The sequence below is a fragment of the Alkalihalobacillus bogoriensis ATCC BAA-922 genome (assembly GCF_000621445.1).
Classification (GTDB): Bacteria; Bacillota; Bacilli; order Bacillales; family Bacillaceae_F; genus Bacillus_AO; species Bacillus_AO bogoriense.
In genome coordinates, this window is the sequence record NZ_JHYI01000032.1 from 26,799 (window position 1) to 44,164 (window position 17,366).

At 39.5% G+C, this 17,366-nt stretch carries 20 protein-coding genes; 2 read left to right on the top strand and 18 right to left on the bottom strand.

Annotated features, from left to right (window positions below; all coding sequences use genetic code 11):
- Positions 1 to 19: 19 nt before the first annotated feature.
- The 10 genes from T323_RS0112675 to T323_RS0112720 form a co-directional block, all read right to left on the bottom strand.
- Positions 20 to 1,564, bottom strand: a complete 1,545-nt coding sequence (locus T323_RS0112675; protein ID WP_026673624.1) for a terminase large subunit — start codon at positions 1,562 to 1,564, stop codon at positions 20 to 22.
- Positions 1,557 to 2,039 (bottom strand): phage terminase small subunit P27 family, encoded by a 483-nt coding sequence (locus T323_RS0112680; protein ID WP_026673625.1) that lies wholly within the window; start codon positions 2,037 to 2,039, stop codon positions 1,557 to 1,559. The genes T323_RS0112675 and T323_RS0112680 overlap by 8 nt, the downstream gene beginning before the upstream one ends.
- Before the next feature lie 80 nt (positions 2,040 to 2,119).
- On the bottom strand, positions 2,120 to 2,329 hold the full coding sequence (locus T323_RS0112685) for a hypothetical protein (protein ID WP_026673626.1): 210 nt from the start codon (positions 2,327 to 2,329) through the stop codon (positions 2,120 to 2,122).
- Positions 2,329 to 2,559 (bottom strand): hypothetical protein, encoded by a 231-nt coding sequence (locus T323_RS0112690; protein WP_026673627.1) that lies wholly within the window; start codon positions 2,557 to 2,559, stop codon positions 2,329 to 2,331. Before T323_RS0112690 ends, T323_RS0112685 begins: the two co-directional genes overlap by 1 nt.
- Positions 2,552 to 3,313, bottom strand: a complete 762-nt coding sequence (locus T323_RS0112695) for a hypothetical protein (protein ID WP_026673628.1) — start codon at positions 3,311 to 3,313, stop codon at positions 2,552 to 2,554. The genes T323_RS0112690 and T323_RS0112695 overlap by 8 nt, the downstream gene beginning before the upstream one ends.
- Before the next feature lie 126 nt (positions 3,314 to 3,439).
- On the bottom strand, positions 3,440 to 3,754 hold the full coding sequence (locus T323_RS0112700) for a hypothetical protein (protein ID WP_026673629.1): 315 nt from the start codon (positions 3,752 to 3,754) through the stop codon (positions 3,440 to 3,442).
- A 7-nt stretch (positions 3,755 to 3,761) separates the two neighbouring features.
- Positions 3,762 to 3,959, bottom strand: a complete 198-nt coding sequence (locus tag T323_RS0112705) for a hypothetical protein (protein ID WP_035178599.1) — start codon at positions 3,957 to 3,959, stop codon at positions 3,762 to 3,764.
- 76 nt (positions 3,960 to 4,035) lie between these two features.
- Positions 4,036 to 5,292 carry a site-specific DNA-methyltransferase gene (locus tag T323_RS0112710; RefSeq protein WP_026673631.1) on the bottom strand — a complete coding sequence of 419 codons (1,257 nt, stop codon included), beginning with the start codon at positions 5,290 to 5,292 and terminating at the stop codon, positions 4,036 to 4,038.
- On the bottom strand, positions 5,282 to 5,719 hold the full coding sequence (locus tag T323_RS0112715; RefSeq protein ID WP_026673632.1) for a helix-turn-helix domain-containing protein: 438 nt from the start codon (positions 5,717 to 5,719) through the stop codon (positions 5,282 to 5,284). The genes T323_RS0112710 and T323_RS0112715 overlap by 11 nt, the downstream gene beginning before the upstream one ends.
- 349 nt (positions 5,720 to 6,068) lie before the next feature.
- Positions 6,069 to 6,422, bottom strand: coding sequence for an HNH endonuclease (locus T323_RS0112720; RefSeq protein ID WP_026673633.1), 354 nt, complete (start codon positions 6,420 to 6,422; stop codon positions 6,069 to 6,071).
- Positions 6,423 to 6,568: 146 nt separating this feature from the next.
- Between T323_RS0112720 and T323_RS0112725 the strand changes: the two genes are divergently transcribed.
- Both T323_RS0112725 and T323_RS0112730 read left to right on the top strand, forming a co-directional pair.
- Entirely contained in the window at positions 6,569 to 7,063 is a 495-nt protein-coding gene (locus T323_RS0112725) for a YkyB family protein (protein WP_026673634.1), read from the top strand.
- Positions 7,064 to 7,305: 242 nt separating this feature from the next.
- A complete protein-coding gene (locus T323_RS0112730) occupies positions 7,306 to 8,154 on the top strand; it encodes a DUF3800 domain-containing protein (protein ID WP_245613724.1) in 849 nt (282 codons plus the stop codon).
- Between the two features lie 655 nt (positions 8,155 to 8,809).
- On the opposite strand, the gene T323_RS0112735 is transcribed toward T323_RS0112730, so the two are convergent.
- From T323_RS0112735 to T323_RS0112780, 8 genes are all read right to left on the bottom strand, one after another.
- Complete coding sequence (locus T323_RS0112735) at positions 8,810 to 9,241, bottom strand: DUF1492 domain-containing protein (protein WP_026673636.1); 432 nt, start codon at positions 9,239 to 9,241, stop codon at positions 8,810 to 8,812.
- A gap of 38 nt (positions 9,242 to 9,279) precedes the next feature.
- Positions 9,280 to 9,528 (bottom strand): hypothetical protein, encoded by a 249-nt coding sequence (locus T323_RS26660; RefSeq protein WP_035178602.1) that lies wholly within the window; start codon positions 9,526 to 9,528, stop codon positions 9,280 to 9,282.
- The gene (locus T323_RS0112745; protein WP_026673637.1) at positions 9,512 to 10,900 is read right to left on the bottom strand and encodes an SNF2-related protein; all 1,389 of its coding nucleotides are present in this window, start codon (positions 10,898 to 10,900) and stop codon (positions 9,512 to 9,514) included. Before T323_RS0112745 ends, T323_RS26660 begins: the two co-directional genes overlap by 17 nt.
- On the bottom strand, positions 10,897 to 11,175 hold the full coding sequence (locus tag T323_RS0112750; RefSeq protein WP_026673638.1) for a PDDEXK family nuclease: 279 nt from the start codon (positions 11,173 to 11,175) through the stop codon (positions 10,897 to 10,899). Before T323_RS0112750 ends, T323_RS0112745 begins: the two co-directional genes overlap by 4 nt.
- 244 nt (positions 11,176 to 11,419) lie before the next feature.
- Complete coding sequence (locus T323_RS26665; RefSeq protein WP_035178604.1) at positions 11,420 to 13,831, bottom strand: virulence-associated E family protein; 2,412 nt, start codon at positions 13,829 to 13,831, stop codon at positions 11,420 to 11,422.
- A 180-nt stretch (positions 13,832 to 14,011) separates the two neighbouring features.
- Positions 14,012 to 14,833 carry a phage antirepressor gene (locus tag T323_RS0112770; RefSeq protein WP_026673639.1) on the bottom strand — a complete coding sequence of 274 codons (822 nt, stop codon included), beginning with the start codon at positions 14,831 to 14,833 and terminating at the stop codon, positions 14,012 to 14,014.
- A gap of 22 nt (positions 14,834 to 14,855) precedes the next feature.
- Positions 14,856 to 16,805, bottom strand: a complete 1,950-nt coding sequence (locus tag T323_RS0112775) for a DNA polymerase (protein WP_026673640.1) — start codon at positions 16,803 to 16,805, stop codon at positions 14,856 to 14,858.
- A gap of 5 nt (positions 16,806 to 16,810) precedes the next feature.
- Positions 16,811 to 17,356 (bottom strand): DUF2815 family protein, encoded by a 546-nt coding sequence (locus T323_RS0112780; protein WP_035178606.1) that lies wholly within the window; start codon positions 17,354 to 17,356, stop codon positions 16,811 to 16,813.
- Between the last annotated feature and the right edge of the window lie 10 nt (positions 17,357 to 17,366).

The window sequence follows — 17,366 nt, forward strand, 5'->3', positions numbered from 1 at the left end:
ATTATAAAGATTGATATTTTTATAGTATTAATATTCCTCTACCATCATAAACACTTTCTCTGTTTTCATTTCGAATCGCACGATCCAACGCCATAATCATTGCAACAGCACCATCAATACGTTCAGTACTTTTTTCTTTATCAGGCTTTATATTACCTGCTGGGTCAGTTTTGACGAAAATATTGTCCATCATCCATCTGAGAACTGGATTCCCACCATGAACAATCCTTTTCTCAAGGGTTATTTTCATCAATTCTTTTGAAGCTGGAGACATATCTTTATATCCTTGTCCAAAAGGAACCACTGAAAAGCCCATTCCTTCTAGGTTCTGAACCATTTGTACCGCGCCCCATCGGTCGAAGGCTATTTCTTTAATGTTATACTTCATTCCTAGCTCTTCGATAAATTTCTCAATATATCCATAATGAACTACGTTTCCTTCAGTGGTTTTGATAAAGCCTTGTTTCTCCCAGACGTCATATGGAACATGGTCTCGTCGAACCCTTAATTTCAGGTTATCATCAGGGATCCAGAAATAAGGAAGGACAATAAATTTCTCATCAGCAGTCCTTGGTGGAAAGACAAGTACAAAAGCTGTAATATCCGTTGTACTCGAAAGGTCTAAGCCACCAAAACACTCTCTACCACGAAGCAAGTCCAAATCAACCGGTTCATCGCAAGCGTCCCATTTCTCCATTTGCATCCAACGTGTCGATTGCTTCACCCATTGATTTAAGCGTAGTTGTCTGAAGATGTTCTCTTCTGCGGGATTTTCTTTTGCACTTAGATACGCATTTCTAACTTTCTCTATGTCAATGGTATGACCAAGAGATGGGTTGGCTTTATACCAGTTTTTTTCGTCAGTCCAGTCATCGTCATCATCAATTCCATAAATAGCAGGATAGAAAGTAGGATCAATTTTTCTTCCTTCCAAAATATCTACTGCCTTTTGGTGCACTTCATAACAAATCGAATTTCGGTCTGTACCAGCCGTAGTAATTAAAAAGAACAAAGGTTGCAAACGAGCATCACCAGACCCCTTTGTCATGACATCAAATAAATCTCGGTTCGGTTGAGCATGTAGCTCATCAAACACAACAGCATGAACATTTAAACCATGCTTGGTATATGCTTCTGCGGAAAGAACCTGATAAAAACTATTCGTTGGTTTATAGACTAATCTCTTTATCGACATAACAGGTTTAAATCGTTTCTTCAGTGCTGGTGACTGCTCTACCATTTCTACTGCAACATCAAACACAATCGAAGCCTGTTGTCTATCAGAGGCACAACCATAAACTTCAGCTCCCCACTCCCCATCGCCACAGGTCATAAGAAGTGCGAGTGCAGCTGCGAGTTCACTTTTCCCATTCTTCTTAGGAATTTCAACATAAGCTGTATTATATTGCCGATACCCATTATCTTTTACCGTTCCGAAAATATCCCTGACAATTTGATCTTGCCAAGGTAAAAGGTCGAAAGGAACCCCTCGCCACTGGCCTTTCGTATGCTTTAAGCAGTTAATAAAGTTGACGGCATGCTGTGCTTTTTTCGCATCATACACCCTTACCACCACCTTGAAAGAGCATAAACTCCATTGGATCATTAGCATCCGTTGGTTTGTCGGCAACAATTCTACTTCGCGATGAAGGAGTTAACCCAAACTGCTCACAGAAACGATTCATGATTTTGAGGTAGCTCTGAGCAATGGATACCTGTGGCACCTGTTGCCAGTACCCTGAAGGGGTTTTTACAATCGTTCCGTGTTTCGTAATAAATTCTTCTGCCTCTTTCCACCTTGCATAGGCTTGGCAGTATCCCGCAAAGGCTGCCATATCTACTTCTGTTAATATACCTAGCTGTTCCAATTGTTTCACCATTCGCCGCCACTCTTTCTTGGCTTCAGGCTCTAACCAAGCTGGACATCTCGGTGCTTTCTTGTCAGGTTTAGGCTCATTTTGATTAAGGTCTCTCTTTCCAGGATTACCTTCTAATGCTTTGATTGCTGTAGGTTTTGGTTTCCTTCCACGTTGGGCCACAAGCTCCACCTCCTTTCCTTTGCTCAAAAGCAAAGAGCCTATCTTTTGATAGACTCCAAAATTCGAATCTTACTTTTTTGTTATTGGCCTTTTATCCCTTTATAATTGTAATTCTCCTTCTTTATTTCCTCATGATCAGCTTTTACCGCTTCATCATAGTCATCCCGCTTCGACTCTTTGTCCTTACAAGTCAGGCAAATACACTCGGTGTTGTACATGGACATAATTCTTCCACCCTTTAAACTTCCACCACACCGGTCACAAAGTTTTTGTGTAAAAAATGTATCCATCAGCTACCTCCCAAAGTGTACTTCTCTCGAGTCTTGTTGATGAAATGCTGAAGGTGTTCGGCATTTTCTTCGAATTCCATGTTGCTGTTCCAGAAAAGGTCCAAGTCCTCAATCAAACCCAGAATGGTTAGTACACTTTCCTTTGCATCAGCTTCACCAAGCACTACCTCTTTTTCAATGATGGTAGCAATCAACCCTCGTATCATTGCCCGATAGGTTTCTCTATTCATTTGGCTCACCTGCTTTTCTAAAGGCCCCGCTTCCTTCGAGGTTGGCAAGTAGCACCTTCCTTGTTGTTTTATACTCGCTCCCGTTCATCCCAAGGCGAATGAGCCAAGTTCGCAAGGCATATTTCGGATTGTCATCCTGTGCTTGCTTAAACGATGCTCGCTTTTGCTTCAAGGCACTTTTGTTGATAAATGCAATTAAATCTTGAAAGGCTGCAATCTGATCCGGGTTTAGGTTGGTTGCTTTTAATTTGATCGTGAAAGTTTCTTCTTCAAAATCAAAGGCTATGCCTGGGATCCTTTCTGTTCCAAGTTCATCGAGCGCTTTCTGAAACTCTTCAAAGGTACTTATCTCTTTGAAGCTTAAGTCCTCTGCAAAAGTGCCATCCATCAGCGGTTCGGTTAGCTTGAAGGCTTTCATGATCAAGTGTTGTTTGCTAAAAAGCATGTTTACTAGATTGCGTAGCGTGGTTCCTGAGTGTCCTTCTAGCGGAAGCGTAACTTCTAAACCGTCAATCTCTAAGGGCTCATGCTCTTCTTCGGCTGGCTGCTCTAGCTCTTCTTTTGGCTCTAGCGGGTTAGTAATCTCTTCAAAAGTCTTTACTTCGCCTGCTGATGTTGTGATTGTTCCTTGTCTGTCGATTGTGTAGGTTTCTTCAGGTATTTCAATTTCGTAGGCAAAGGTTGGAGCATTCAAATACTTCGGCTTTACTCCGAAAAACTCGCCTAGTTTCTTTACCATTTCTTTTCGGTTCATTTTAATTCCCTCCTGTGTTTTGGTGTAGTACATATATCACTCTAAACACAGGTAATAGCAAGTCATTCCGGCCAGACATTCGCATTTATTTTTAATGTAAAAAGCAAGCCCCTCAAGGCCTGCCCTTTAATCATTTTCAATCCCAACATACCTTGCATAAGTGTATCCCTCGTTATTAACAAGAATCTTTTCACCGGTATCTTGGTTAATCACTCGAATGCAACGAACCTCTCTGCTTTCACTCACTCCACCATCTTCCTCTGTGATCCAAGGCTGGTCATCGAAAAAGTCATTTGCAAAGGAATGAAATTCGTCGTCCCCCAATAACACCTCTTTTATCACACAGTAACTTTGACCCTGCTGCCCGCTCTTTATCGCTTGTTCAGTCAATTCCTCCAACTCGGTCAGGTCGCCTATTTTCCTACCGAAGATCGCTCTCATGTACTAATCACTCCACTTCAACGTATTCCATCATAATTTGCAGGGCCTCATCATAGGAACCTGATAACATCACTCGCTCACTTACTTCCTTCGCTTCATTGGCTTTTCCGTTTTCCTTTAAGGTTCGACTGACCCGACCGAGGATAGAAAAGATATTTCCATCTTCACCGACAAGTTTGCAAGTTGGTTTAACTATTTCTTCCATTGCTACACCTCCAATTCTATTAAGGTAGTAGCATATTGCCATACACGTTGGGGCATAGCAACTAGATTAAGAGCTATTACTGTAATAATTCCTCTCCTTCTACCGACTCCGGTTTTGGTACATCAGCAAAGGCAATCTTTTCGCCATTTCTCAGTAAGAACACATCTTTTTCGGTTCCAGCCTGTTCAATGTACCTTTTCACAATCACATCAGAATACTTTTCATCCAGTTCAATCGTGTAGCAAATGCGATTGGTCTGTTCACAGGCAATAAGCGTAGAGCCACTCCCACCAAACGGATCGAGCACGATGCAATTGCTCATGCTGCTGTTTTGAATTGGATAAGCACACAGTCCAACCGGCTTCATTGTTGGATGAAGAGCATTCTTTGAAGGTCTATCAAAGTTCCAGATGGTACTTTGTTTTCGGTCTCCATACCAGTTGTGCTTTCCATCCTTTAACCAACCAAATAAAACGGGTTCGTGCTTCCACTGGTAAGGACTACGGCCAAGAACCAGGCTTTGCTTTGCCCAAATACAAACACCAGATAAGTAAAAACCTGAATCTTTAAATGCCTTTCTGAAGTTGTATCCTTCCGTATCTGCGTGGAATACATAGATGGATGCGTCCTTTTCCATGCTTGCAGCCATGTTACTAAACGCTTTGAACAAAAAGCTATAAAACTCTTGGTCTTTCATATTATCGTTTTTGATACTACCTGCTTGAGAAGAGTAATTTACATTATAAGGCGGGTCTGTCACCACTAGATTAGCCTTTTGCCCATTCATGAGTTCCTGGTATACATCAGGGTCTGTACTATCTCCACAAATTAAGCGGTGCCTTCCAAGCAACCACACATCGCCCTTATGTGTAATAGTTGGTTCAGCCAGCTCCTTTTCTACATCAAAATCATCTTCCTTAATATCTTTGTCATGGACTTCGTTAAATAGTTGATCAATTTCAGGTGGATCAAAACCTGTAAATCCAATATCGTAGTCCATTGATTGCAAGTCCTGAATCAAATCTGCTAATAACTCTTTGTTCCATTCACCACTGATTTTATTAAGAGCAATATTTAAGGCTTTTTCCTTTGTCTTATCAATATCGATAACTACACAATCAATCTCGGCATAGCCTAATGTCTTTAAGACTGACGCTCTTTGATGCCCACCGATAACCGTCAAATCCTTATTAACGATAATTGGGTCTACATATCCGAATTCACTGATACTATTTTTTATTTTTTCAAATTCACTGTCTCCCGGTTTGAGCTTCTTCCTTGGGTTATAACTAGCTGGAACCAAGTCGTCTATTCTTAATTTTTTAAAGTTCATCTTCTTCACTCCAAAATCTTGATTTTATGTAACAGTCATGGCTGCAGAACTTTCGTTTCTTGTTCCCGTAAGTGCTAAACTCTTTTCCACAATGTGGACATGTATAGTGGTAGATCGCAGTTTCACTTTTGTTTCTCGCTTGCGGATTTTCTTTCCACCATTTCCGGCGACATTCTTCAGAACAAAATTTCCTAGCTCGGCCACGCCCTTTTTGTTTGATAGGTTTACCACAGCAAGTGCAGAGAAGATTATTATTGATCTGTTCTTTCACATTTAAAGCAACCACACTCGAATCACCGGTTAGGCCATTCCTTCTACAAAAGCCACGTATACTGTCTCGTGATTTTCCCAACACTGCTGCGATTGCTTTATAGCCAACCCCTTTTAACCGAAGGTCGTAAATAAGTTGCTTTTCTGCTTCCGTCATCTCTCATGCTCCTTTCTGCGTAAACAGTATTAAAAACAGCAATAAAAAAACGCCTGAATTAGCCATTTACTAAACTAATACGGACGTTTCATCGCCATTTCTTATTTAAGTGTTAAATGTTCCTCAAAACCAATAGCACCAAAGCTTTATCAGTATTTTTATAACTTTTCCAATTGTACTATTTCGCAAATTAGAAAATAGCTCAAACCCTTATTCACACTAAAGATTTTCACCTTTCACTGTCGGCTATGGATACCCCCCTTATTTAATTACGCGAAAATTCACGTGAAGGGGGCGCGCGGTCCCCAGCCAAAGGGTTGTAGAGATTTAACCTCCCCTAGGGGGTCCACTAAAAGGTGTAAACCGGGTGCTGGTCTTCCGTTCTCGTCTTTCGGTCATGACACTTCTTACATAAAGACTGCCAATTACTTTCATCCCAGAACAGTCTTTGGTCTCCTCTATGAGGTTTGATGTGGTCCACCACCATTGCTTGAGTAAGCTTTCCTTTCTGTTCACAGTGTTTGCAAAGAGGATGAACGTTTAAAAATTGTTTTCGTGCTTTCCTCCATCTACTATCATAACCACGCTCACTTGCCCCAGCTCGATCGTCTGCATAAAGCTTCTTATGAAACTCACAGTACGAATGGTCCGTTAACAACGGGCAACCCGGATGCTTGCATGGTTTCTTTGGTTTCATTGGCATTGCTCTCAACTCCATTATTTAGGTAATTAATTATTTATAACAAACTTCGACTTTATTTATTGAAATCCCAAAAAAAATATAGACAATCCATAAATTTCCTCCTATGATAAAAGTACAACAGTATAATGCAAAAAGGGTGATATGTTATGGACCAATCTATTGACATCATGTACGTGGCTTGTTCTTTATACGTCGTTTCCTTGCTATCAAATCGTGAGGAATACTTAACTCAAAAGGAAGAACTTGACGATCTAAAAACCAGAACGATAACAAGACTTCACGAAAAACAATATGCAAAAAAGCTAGGTCTTTACTCGACTCCTCAACTTCCTGATATTGTCGTTCTATACAGTCTCGAAATTCCTCAAACAGACGAAATTTTCTACTTCTTTTTACCACATACAGACATAGAATTTCACACACTTCCAACACTTGATGATTATTTTAAAAATCCTAAACCTAAGTATATCCCGGCCCTTTACTTCGCTATTGATTCCCTTAAAAAATTTCTTTCAATTACAGCTCCCAAACTAGTAAAAAAGAAGAAAACAAAAAAGGCACCAAAAGGTACCCAAAAATTAGACCGGTCGATTTTCGTGTCTTCATACTTAGATGGTCGTCCACTATACCAATCAAGATAAAGCTCATTTAAGATATTCCTACATTTTATACATTATCATATCTACTACATGGCTTTTAATGGCTTTTCATGGCGTATTTTCTATTTTCTTAAAACCTTTATTGTATTGTATGTCAATAAGAGGATAAGATTTGGTAAGCCTGATGACTAACTTGAGAATATGATTAGTAATTTTCTCCCTGACTTTTTTAAATTATGATATAATTTGTAAATAATAGTTAATGTGGTCATGGGGGTTATGTTTTGAGTCAAAGTAGGAGAGACGATAAGAAATTCATAATGTTTATAGATGAAACAGGAAAACCGAGTGGAAATAGTCCATTTACAGTTACGGGAGTAGTAATGGAATACAAATACTCTATAGATGGGCAAGGAAATAATTCAGCACTGAAAAGGAAATTGAATGCTTTTAAGAATGATTGCTTTGGAAAAACAGATATTCATTTACATCTAAAACAAATTCTAACCGCTGAGTCTCCTTTTAGTAGAGAAGATGGTGTCTCAGTAAGGCAACTTCGTAATTTTTGGAGTAAGTTACCAAATTTTTTATCATCTCTTGAGTTCACAATAATTTCCGTGACAGTAGATAAAGACAAATTAAATCAGTATTACCTTACACCTAAAGATCCGTATGAAGTAGCCTTTGCTCATATATTAGAGGCTTTTTATTCACTTATTAGTTTGCATAATGCTACATCGGCCAGAATTGTACTTGAATCAAGAGATGATTATCAAAACCTATTAGTACAAAAAGCATTTTTTGATATCTTTAATTCAGGCACAGTTCATCTAAATGTAATGGATAATAGTGATAAAATTAAAGGGTTTGTTTTTGCAGATAAAAAAGACCCTAAATACCAAACTGGACTTGAAATTGCTGATTTAGTTTGTAATCCATTAAGTAGAGTACGTAGGGGATTAAAAGAGGTAAGCCCTAGACATGTTGAGTATGGTGACGATAACCCAATCTTCGTTGCTATTAAGGAAAAGATTTTTAACGGTAATCCATCTCATGACTTTAGAAACTGGGGTTTTAAAAAGGTTCCAATAGTAAAAAAAGTACGGCCTTGGCAAGATAATTTAGCAAATTAGGAATATTTTTGTTTCCGTTTATGTATACTAGCTGTAGGGTATATACCTATGAGGGACAGTGGGGAATTGCATCGGCAGCTCGCCAAAACTGTTCCTCAATATTTTACTTGACATCGATTACTGCAAACGATATGATAGTTTCTATAGCTAGATTAAAGGGAACTACATTGGTAGCTCGCTAAAAACCTTATTTGTAGTGGGAATTACATTAGTAGCTCGCATTACTGATTTTTTTATTGATAACATTATTAAATTATGATAATGTTTTATTGTAGGGAACTGCATTGGCAGATCGCTCACATTGATATCTATAGCTACATACGGGGAACTGAATTGTCAGATCGCCGACAAACGAGAGAGATCAGTATTTATACTGGTCTTTTTCTATACCCTAAGGGAGAGATCACTTAATGACTAGAATTTATTTGGTGATTAATTCGTTATTCTAATAAACATCTTCGAACATATTAAATATTAATCCTAAATCAACAGTCGCGTTTCTCTAGTAAGACTTAAAAGCCCAAACCTACAAGCTCTTATTAATCTCCTTGTAGGTTTTGGCTTTTTTTATGATAAAATCAAATTGACATTTCACTTCAGGCAATCAACTTCCAAAGTTATAAACTCTAATATTCTGTTCCTATATACCAAAGCATCATGTGAAATCGGCTATGGTATTTGCTAATAGTGAATTTGCCTCTTTCAAAGCTTTACTGTGCAATCGATAAATCCAACGTAAATCATATCCCATACTTGCGGCAACCTCTTCCCATGTGCTACCTCCAAGGTAACGGAGTTCAAGTAGTAATTTGTAGGAAGGATTTTCAATTTCAGCAACAAACTCTTTTAATTCCTGCTTTAAAGCTACTAACCTATCGATATCAGCATCAATTTCTTGTTCCAGATTCATCAACTTAACAAGTGTATTTTCCATTGGAGAGCGCTGCTTAGATCCTTGAACTGGGTCAGACTGAATAACCGATGTTACTTTTAGAGCCTGATTTCTTAGCACTGCTACTTGCTCTAATTTACAATTAATTAACTGGTCAAGGGTAAAAGCCTGAGATAAGTATTCTTTTGCGTTCACGGTAATTTCCCCCTGTCTTGTAGCCAAACTAGTCATGATCAAAGCTCCCCCACTCCATTCAACTGTTTTTCGTTATCTAAATTGTACATATCAATAATTTCATTCAGAATATTAGCATCCAGAGATTGTATATGCTCAAAAGCTTTTAGCCTGTCCATTTGCAATTGGGGTTTCGTTTTAAAGAAGATGCAACCAACTCCTTCACACTGTTTCACCCTTAGAACCTTGCACTTGCCATTCTTGTATGCGAAACAGTCCTGTTCCTTCACTTCAATCATATTGTCCATGAGGAGTAACCTCCCTGTATTTAATTATTCTGGCCTTTACTGCTTCAATGAGAGCAGCTTGGCTCGTGTCTTTATCCTCTAATGCTTTCATCACTCGTTCGTCAATCGTATCTTTAGCAACAATGTGATGAATCACGACCGTTTGCTTTTGTCCCTGTCGCCAAAGTCTAGCATTTGCTTGCTGGTAAAGTTCAAGACTCCAAGTAAGGCCAAACCAGACAATGATATTTCCACCCGTTTGAAGATTCAGGCCATGACCAACAGAAGCAGGGTGTGCTAATAGAACTTGAACCTTCCCTTGATTCCATTCCTTGATGTCTTTGTCTGATTGAAGGATCCTTGGATTTAGCTTTTTCAAGTGATGTAGGAGCCTGTCCTTATCATGCTGATAACCATAAAACACAAGTACCGGTTTTCCATTAGCTGCTTCAACCAACTCATCCAAGGCTTTTAATTTTTCATCGTGAATGTGTTTCACTTCTCCATCTTCATCGTAAACAGCACCGTTGGCCACTTGTAATAGCTTGTTAGCAAGCACTGCTGCTGAACCTGCCATGACATCGGCTTCTTCAATCGACAAGATCAATTCTTTTTCTAATCGGTCATATTGCTCTCTTGCCTTTTTAGGCAATTCTATAGGTATAACATTGTCCATTCGTTCAGGTAACTCGAGGTAATCTTTGGCCTTCATACTTACGCAGATATCAGAGAGCTTTTCATGAATACTGTCTTCTGCTCCTTCTTTTAGCTTCCAAGTGTAGACAATCATTTGATTTCGTTTATCTGGTAAAAAGTACTTTTCTCTGTATCCAGTGACTGTTTTACACAACCGTTCTCCACCATCAAGTAAATAAATCTGTGGCCACAAATCAATCAGACCGTTTGGTGCTGGAGTTCCTGTTAGTCCGACCAACCTCTTTATAAAAGGCCTCACTTTTTTTAATGATTTAAATCGCTGAGCCTTTGATGATTTAAAGCTTGATAACTCATCAATGACCACCATGTCAAAAGGCCAATCTGACTGACACCAATCAACAAGCCATGTGACATTTTCCCTGTTAATGATGTAGATATCAGCTCTTTTGTATAAAGCTGTTACTCGTTGTTTTTCACTTCCAAGCACTTTTGAAATTCGCAGGTGCTTCAGATGGTCCCATTTTTCAACTTCTTCTTCCCAAGTGGTACTCGCTACTCGCAATGGGGCAATTACTAATACTTTTGCAACATCGAAGTAATCGTACATTAATTCTAAAATCGCAGTCAGAGTTGCCACCGACTTCCCCATTCCCATTTCAAGAAAAAGAGCTGACTTTTCTTTATCGATAATCCACTGTGTGGCATACGCTTGATAATGATGTGGTTTATAAATCAAGTGACCATCTCCTCTAGCATTCGATCGACAGCTTCATAACTATCAATCTTATAAACTTTAAATCCTAGTTTCTCCAATTGTTTTTTCCGTTTCTGTTGTAACAATCGTAGCTTTTTTGCTGGTGCCTTTAATTCAGCAAAGGCAATCTTTGAACCATTAAAAAGTACCAACCTGTCAGGCACACCAGCGAACCCAAGAGAAACAAACTTTATTGCCAGCCCGCCATGTTCCTTTACTTTCTTATTTAGCCTTTGCTCGATCCTAGCTTCATTCATGATCAGTCACCCCTGAAAATAAAGGTATACACTTCAATCCCAGTGTTCATGCGGTCCCTAGCAATTTGTATGCTCTGTATACTTTTTTTAAGTGGACTTATACTTATATGTGTATTAGAGGGTATAGGGTGTATATATTACTCTCTATTACTCCTATTTTCTTTTTTATATAGAAGAAGGTATACAAAGTATATATAGTATAAAGACTAATAGTCACAAGGGTTTGGTCAACCACTTTTAAAGTTTACAAGTATACATGTTCACGTCTAAAACCTTTTTGCATGCCATACGTTTTATCGAACCTCACCGAACTCACTCTTTTCCAGCCGGTGGTGTTCTGGATGATCATATTAATTTCTTTAGCATCATATCTCGTCATCATCGACACATCTTTTTGGAAAAGTTCCTCCCACACCATTTGAGCACACACTTTGTTGAGCTTCATAGTCTTCTCGGTTTCGTCATTTGGTTGGTCCATATGCAAATATGTTCGTCTGGTACCAATATCTAGCTCATACCAGTTGATAGGCACCGGAGTTTCAAGGTAACTTCTAATGCTCTCCGTAATTGGATTTTCCTGCGTATGGGCTGCTTGAAGTTCTCCTGCTTTCTCTTCGATTTCTTTGCTTAAAGCCAAGGTCTCTCCCTTTTCATACAGGACCTTTGCCTCCGCCCATATTTGATCCACTTCCTCTTCCGTTAAATCGTCCCACATGTTTTTAGTTCCTCCACCGTTTACTACGATTGGTAAGAAACGTCGATTTCCTGTTGGGTCATTTAAGAAGTCGTAATCATTTGTCGTTCCAAAAAACACGCACTGCCGCTTAAATGTTTCATTATGTCTACCATAAGCAACTCGAAAGGTATCCTCAGATTTTGATATAAAATGCTTAACTGCTTCTACATCTACTTTCTTTGTTGCCGTTAGTTCTGCCATCTCCAAAATCCAAGCCCCTTGAAGCTGCTCATAGGCTTCTTTGCCCTTGACGGTAATCAAGGAGTCCGAGTGCCATTCCTTGCCTAGGAGCTTAATAATGTAACTTTTTCCAACGCCTTGAGGACCAACAAGAACAACACAGTAATCAAACTTTGCACCTGGACGATAAATTCTTGTAACAGCTGCCACTAAGATAATTCGGGTAAATGCTCTTACACAGTCGTTATCTTCCGCTCCAAGGTAATCGATCATGATTGTTTCTATTCGCTCTTTTCCGTCCCATTCCAGACCATCTAAATACTCTTTGATTGGGTGAAACGCATATTTCACCGCTACTTCACTCCACGCATCCCCAATAATTCCAGCTCCCTTAATTCCATAAACAGAGTAAAGATAATTTCTTAAGCTGGCATCATCGGTGTCCGACCAATATTCTCCTCTATCTATACTCCGCCAAGGTAAGTCATCTTTGATAACCACTCGATGCACAAAGTCATTTAAAGCAAGTCGGATTTTCAATGCTGGGTCATTTTCAAGAATAAGGATGACATTAGGTGCACTCGAGACGATGTTGCCTTTTTGATCTCTTGTTAAATCTGTTAACCAATCCATCTCTTCTTCTTCAAAATCTGCAGCTGCAAGGTTTAACTGTTCTTTCCCAAGTGTCAATTTCACCTGCTTGTCCTTCAACGCTTCTTCAACCATTGCTTTATAAGATGGTAGTCGATTGATAGGCGTCCCTTCCTTGACTGTTTCATCTAGGTCACCAAATAGATGTATACGAACCAAGTCAAAGGCATTACAAAGCTTCCCGCCAATTGGATCTGTTGAATGATGAGAATAAGCAAAGTCACCATACTCATAAACCACTAACCCACCAGCAGTCGAACCAGCTGAATACGTGTAACGATTGGGGCCATCACAAGTGCTATATACATCACTTAAGTACTTCTCTATCACATCGGTAACAGAGTATGTCCGACAGAAAGCACCTACAACTCCGTCTTTTGCTTTAGGATCCCCTTGCTTATCTGCCAGCTTCTTTCGATCTTGAACGGTTCTTGAGCTTTCCGGCCAGTAGGATGAATCCTGCCAATTCGGATACCTCGCCAACACAGCATCTGGGTCAATCCAAGGCTCGTCCAACACTTTAAAAACAAACTCACCATCTGATGGTGTTGAAGGCCAGTACATTAATCGATGGACTTGATAAGTCGTATCATCGAAAAAATCAATGCCAAGGTCAGCAGCAATTCTTCTAGCAATAGGCACATATTCATCTGCGGTAACCGGTCTTGATAGGGGAATCACTAATCGTAGCCTCGGACTTTTGGAATGATGTTTATGTGTGGAGTAGATGGCACATCCGTGGCCAAACATTGTCTCCACAGATGCCCATAAATCTCCTTTCACATAGTCAGCATCAAGGGTGACGAGCTGACGCCATACAACGCTATCATGCTTTCTTCTGCCCCCCTTTAATGTTCCACCGACAAAACCACCTACATCTTTAATCTCGTCTTGCTTTGATTTGGAGAGCTTTTTGTACTCTTCATATGTTTCATGGGTTCTAACAGTATTGCTTAATTTCTGAACAACTTCAGACCAAAGCATTTCACGATTTTTCCAGTTTAGTTCTTTACGATTTCTTCCGATTGAAATCGTGAGGTTTCCATCATGTTTTAAACTTCGCTTTCTTTTTTCACTGGGCTCTTTCACTTCGATTCAACCCTCCTACGTAACACAGTACCTAGGCCCTTTTTGGCTCCCTCCAGATTACCGGAAAGAGCCTGACCTTTTATTGTTTTAATTGTCTGTTTTGGCAGTACATCCTTGTACCGTTTTAGTTCCATTACAAATTTCATAGTGTCAATGTCAGTCATACTCGACACTTCCCCACTATGCTGTTTTAGTTGAACGTTCGATTAACGGTACTAACCCCTTTTCTCTCTTTAGTAACTCATAAAGGAATAACCGCCCCTTTTGTGTCCAGTAGGTGTGCATGATACTTCTTTCTGCATCAATGGCATGTGTTTTCGATTGGGTATAGCCCATATCCGCATATTTTTGATATAGAAGCCAAGTTTTGCCCATCTTGTATTGAATTCCTAGCTCATGAAGTAGAGCATTTAACTTTCTTGCAGACAGTCCATAATCTTTCGCAATCAGACTGATTGGTACAATCGATTTATTCTGAAGAACCAAGTCGTAATAGGATGCTTTCGGCTTTAATTCGCCAATGATTTGCTTGTGTTGGGCATTTTCAAGCTCTAATTTCTTAGCTTTATCTTTCGCTTCTTTATACTCCGTGAAAATTTTAATCCCCAACTCTGGATTCTTAAGAATGTTATTTAAAAGCGATTCCGATGCATACAATCCATGCTTTCGGATATCAGGTAGCACTTCGTCAAAAATCCAATGTTCAAATTGCTCAGCCTTTTTCTTTACCTGCTTATTCTTGCTTTGAGAAGCAGCTCCAATAATTAGTCGGTAAACGTCACCTTCAGGAATAAAATTCTTTTCAATCGTCTTCCCTTCACTCTGTGGATGAGGTACCTCTCTTTTTGTTAGGTACCGGCAGCTCTTGTTGATCGCCTGATGAGGGTTAGCGTAACAAAGCATTTTTGCGACATCTGTTGCTGGAAAATATTCTTTTCCGTCAATCACCATAATTTCTAACTGACCAAATTCTTTGGAACTAAACACTCGTAAACTATTCATCTTTTATTTCCTCCTGTTCGATTTAATCTTTCATGTAATATTCCGTTTCAAAGCTATCCGCTCCTAACGGTAAACCCGGAGCCCATTTAATCGATTGACCCATTACTTTTTCTACCTCTTCCTTTGACCCTGTTCCAACTGGTACGTCCAATACCACTTCATCATGAACATGAAAGTTTATCCGGTAACCAGCATCATTTAACTTCACCATCGCTTCAGCAAGACAATCTCTAGCAATGGCTTGAATGATATTCTCCGTCAACTTCCCACCATAAGTCGGAATCCTTCCCCACTGTTTAGAGCCTTGTTCCGTACCTTCATAGGTCAATTGCTCTTTACCAAAACGTTCATCAATACCAATTTTCGGTCTTACATAGGCTAGTGAACGCCCTGATGGCAAATTGATAAATAAAATCCCTTTTTTGTAATGGAAGGTCAGACCGTATTGCATTTTTATGACCGCTTTTTCTTTCACCGCTTTAATAGCTGTAGCTTCGACATTCCACCAAAGCTTTACTATATTAGGATTGGCCTCACGCCATGCAGAAACTAATTCTGGAAGTTCTTCTTCAGTGAGTCCCATCTCTAGAGCTCCCATTTGAGTTAAGGCACCCTTTGAACCACCATAACCAAGGGCCAATTCAGCAATTTTTCCTTTTTGTCTTAAAGGACTTCCTTTATCGATCGTTTCAATGGGTACTTTGAACATTTGTGCTGCAGAAGCTTCGTAAATCTTCCCATGTGACTGGAACACTTCCATTCGCCACCGTTCGCCTGCCAACCATGCAATTACTCTCGCTTCAATTGCCGAGAAGTCTGCTACAATAAAACGGTGACCCTTTGATGGAATAAAAGCTGTTCGAATTAACTGCGATAATACGTCAGACACACTATCAAAAAGAATTTCCAAAGCTTCATAGTTTCCTGACTTTAAAAGGTCTCTAGCTATGTCCAAATCAGTCATGCTGTTTCTTGGTAGGTTATGAATTTGTACAAGCCTACCTGCCCATCGCCCTGTCCTATTCGCACCGTAAAACTGTAACAGTCCCCTTATTCTTTGGTCATGGCACATCGAACGCTCCATTGCCTCATACTTCTTCACCGATGTTTTGGACATGGCTTGCCTTAGTTCAAGCAACCTTCTCACGTCTGAATGTTCTACCTCGCCCATTAATGTCTCGACGTTTTTCTTAGCAAGGCTCCACACTTCCACACCCTGCTTTAATAACCAGCTTTTTAATTGTGCTGGACTATTGGGATTATCTAGCCCAGTTAAACCCACAGCTTCATTAAACAAATTTTCCTGAAATGTTATATCTGCTTGAATGGCATGTATAACTAGTTCTGCATCCACTTGAACGCCCTGATCATTGATGTTTTGGTCCAGTTCCCAGAGCTTTTGTTCTGCCGGTGGAATTGGAAATGCTTCTAGTTTCTTTCGTATTTGCCTTTCCACTTCGACGTCTTGTTTGCAGTACTCTTTGAAACTAGTCCATTTTTCAACATCATGTTCTGGTAGGTTACGAGTTCTTCCACCATTTACTTTGGTAGCTTTGCACGGGATTGAAAAATAACGAATTAAAGCTTTACCTTCTTTCATTTTCTGTTCATTTAACTTAAGGCACTTAGCCACACCATCTAGATGCCCCGGTAAACCTAGCATTAACGCATGAACGAAAGAACAACGCCACTGCTCAGGTGACATGGATAATTGAAAGTATTTTGACAAACAAGTACGTTCGAAATTAGCATTGTACGCTGTCTTTATAACTGCTGGATCGACTAGTGTATGCAATACTTCATCAGGCATTTCCTCACCAGAAGCTAAGTCAACGATTTGTATTTCTTCTTCATCAACTGCAAATGCAAGAAGTAATATTTCAAAATCTTCAGACTCACAATAGTGGTAAACCCCGTGTTTCACGAGGTCCACACTACTATACGTTTCTATGTCGATGGACAAGATTTTCATAAGCATTAACCTAAGATGTCACCATCGTCATTACTGTCATCTGCAAAATCAGCCTCTGCACTGCTTCGTCCGCCTAACGGCTCACCTTCATCTGTTTTCATCAGATTCTGAAGCCCAAAACTAACTCCTTTATTCCCATTCACGTTGTACACAAAGCTGTTCAAGCTTACCCTTCCATAGCAGCCAGAATAAAACTCACTTGGGTCCATAATTGGGTTTAAATCAGCATCAACAATCCCTGGCTTCAGCTTTGAATTCGCATTAATGAAGTATGAATTTGCATAAGCTTCATCATCCTCTCGATCAACATCTCCATCACGTAAAGGTGTTTTAATATTTTTTGCCGTTACCTTACCACCAAACTTGTCCTTATTTTCTTGAATCGTTTGTTGAATAGCATCTTGAATCTTCTTAATTGTCTTTTTGTCCGATTTTGGAATAATAATGCTTACCGAATATTTAAGATCACTACCATTCACACTTACTGCCTGATGCACATTGGCATAACTAAATCTCACTGGGTTTTCTTTTGTTCCAATTGTAATTTTCATGCTTTCTTCC

Excerpts from the sequence above, each read along its gene's own strand:
- T323_RS0112710 (WP_026673631.1), bottom strand. The coding sequence starts at position 5,292 with ATGAACTTTAAAAAATTAAGAATAGACGACTTGGTTCCAGCTAGTTAT.
- T323_RS0112685 (WP_026673626.1), bottom strand. The coding sequence starts at position 2,329 with ATGGATACATTTTTTACACAAAAACTTTGTGACCGGTGTGGTGGAAGT.
- T323_RS0112690 (WP_026673627.1), bottom strand. The coding sequence starts at position 2,559 with ATGAATAGAGAAACCTATCGGGCAATGATACGAGGGTTGATTGCTACC.
- T323_RS26660 (WP_035178602.1), bottom strand. The coding sequence starts at position 9,528 with ATGGACAATATGATTGAAGTGAAGGAACAGGACTGTTTCGCATACAAG.
- T323_RS0112725 (WP_026673634.1), top strand. The coding sequence starts at position 6,569 with ATGGACCAATCTATTGACATCATGTACGTGGCTTGTTCTTTATACGTC.
- T323_RS0112720 (WP_026673633.1), bottom strand. The coding sequence starts at position 6,422 with ATGCCAATGAAACCAAAGAAACCATGCAAGCATCCGGGTTGCCCGTTG.
- T323_RS0112770 (WP_026673639.1), bottom strand. The coding sequence starts at position 14,833 with ATGAATAGTTTACGAGTGTTTAGTTCCAAAGAATTTGGTCAGTTAGAA.
- T323_RS0112695 (WP_026673628.1), bottom strand. The coding sequence starts at position 3,313 with ATGAACCGAAAAGAAATGGTAAAGAAACTAGGCGAGTTTTTCGGAGTA.
- T323_RS0112750 (WP_026673638.1), bottom strand. The coding sequence starts at position 11,175 with ATGAATGAAGCTAGGATCGAGCAAAGGCTAAATAAGAAAGTAAAGGAA.
- T323_RS0112715 (WP_026673632.1), bottom strand. The coding sequence starts at position 5,719 with ATGACGGAAGCAGAAAAGCAACTTATTTACGACCTTCGGTTAAAAGGG.
- T323_RS0112700 (WP_026673629.1), bottom strand. The coding sequence starts at position 3,754 with ATGAGAGCGATCTTCGGTAGGAAAATAGGCGACCTGACCGAGTTGGAG.
- T323_RS0112705 (WP_035178599.1), bottom strand. The coding sequence starts at position 3,959 with ATGGAAGAAATAGTTAAACCAACTTGCAAACTTGTCGGTGAAGATGGA.
- T323_RS0112780 (WP_035178606.1), bottom strand. The coding sequence starts at position 17,356 with ATGAAAATTACAATTGGAACAAAAGAAAACCCAGTGAGATTTAGTTAT.
- T323_RS0112775 (WP_026673640.1), bottom strand. The coding sequence starts at position 16,805 with ATGAAAATCTTGTCCATCGACATAGAAACGTATAGTAGTGTGGACCTC.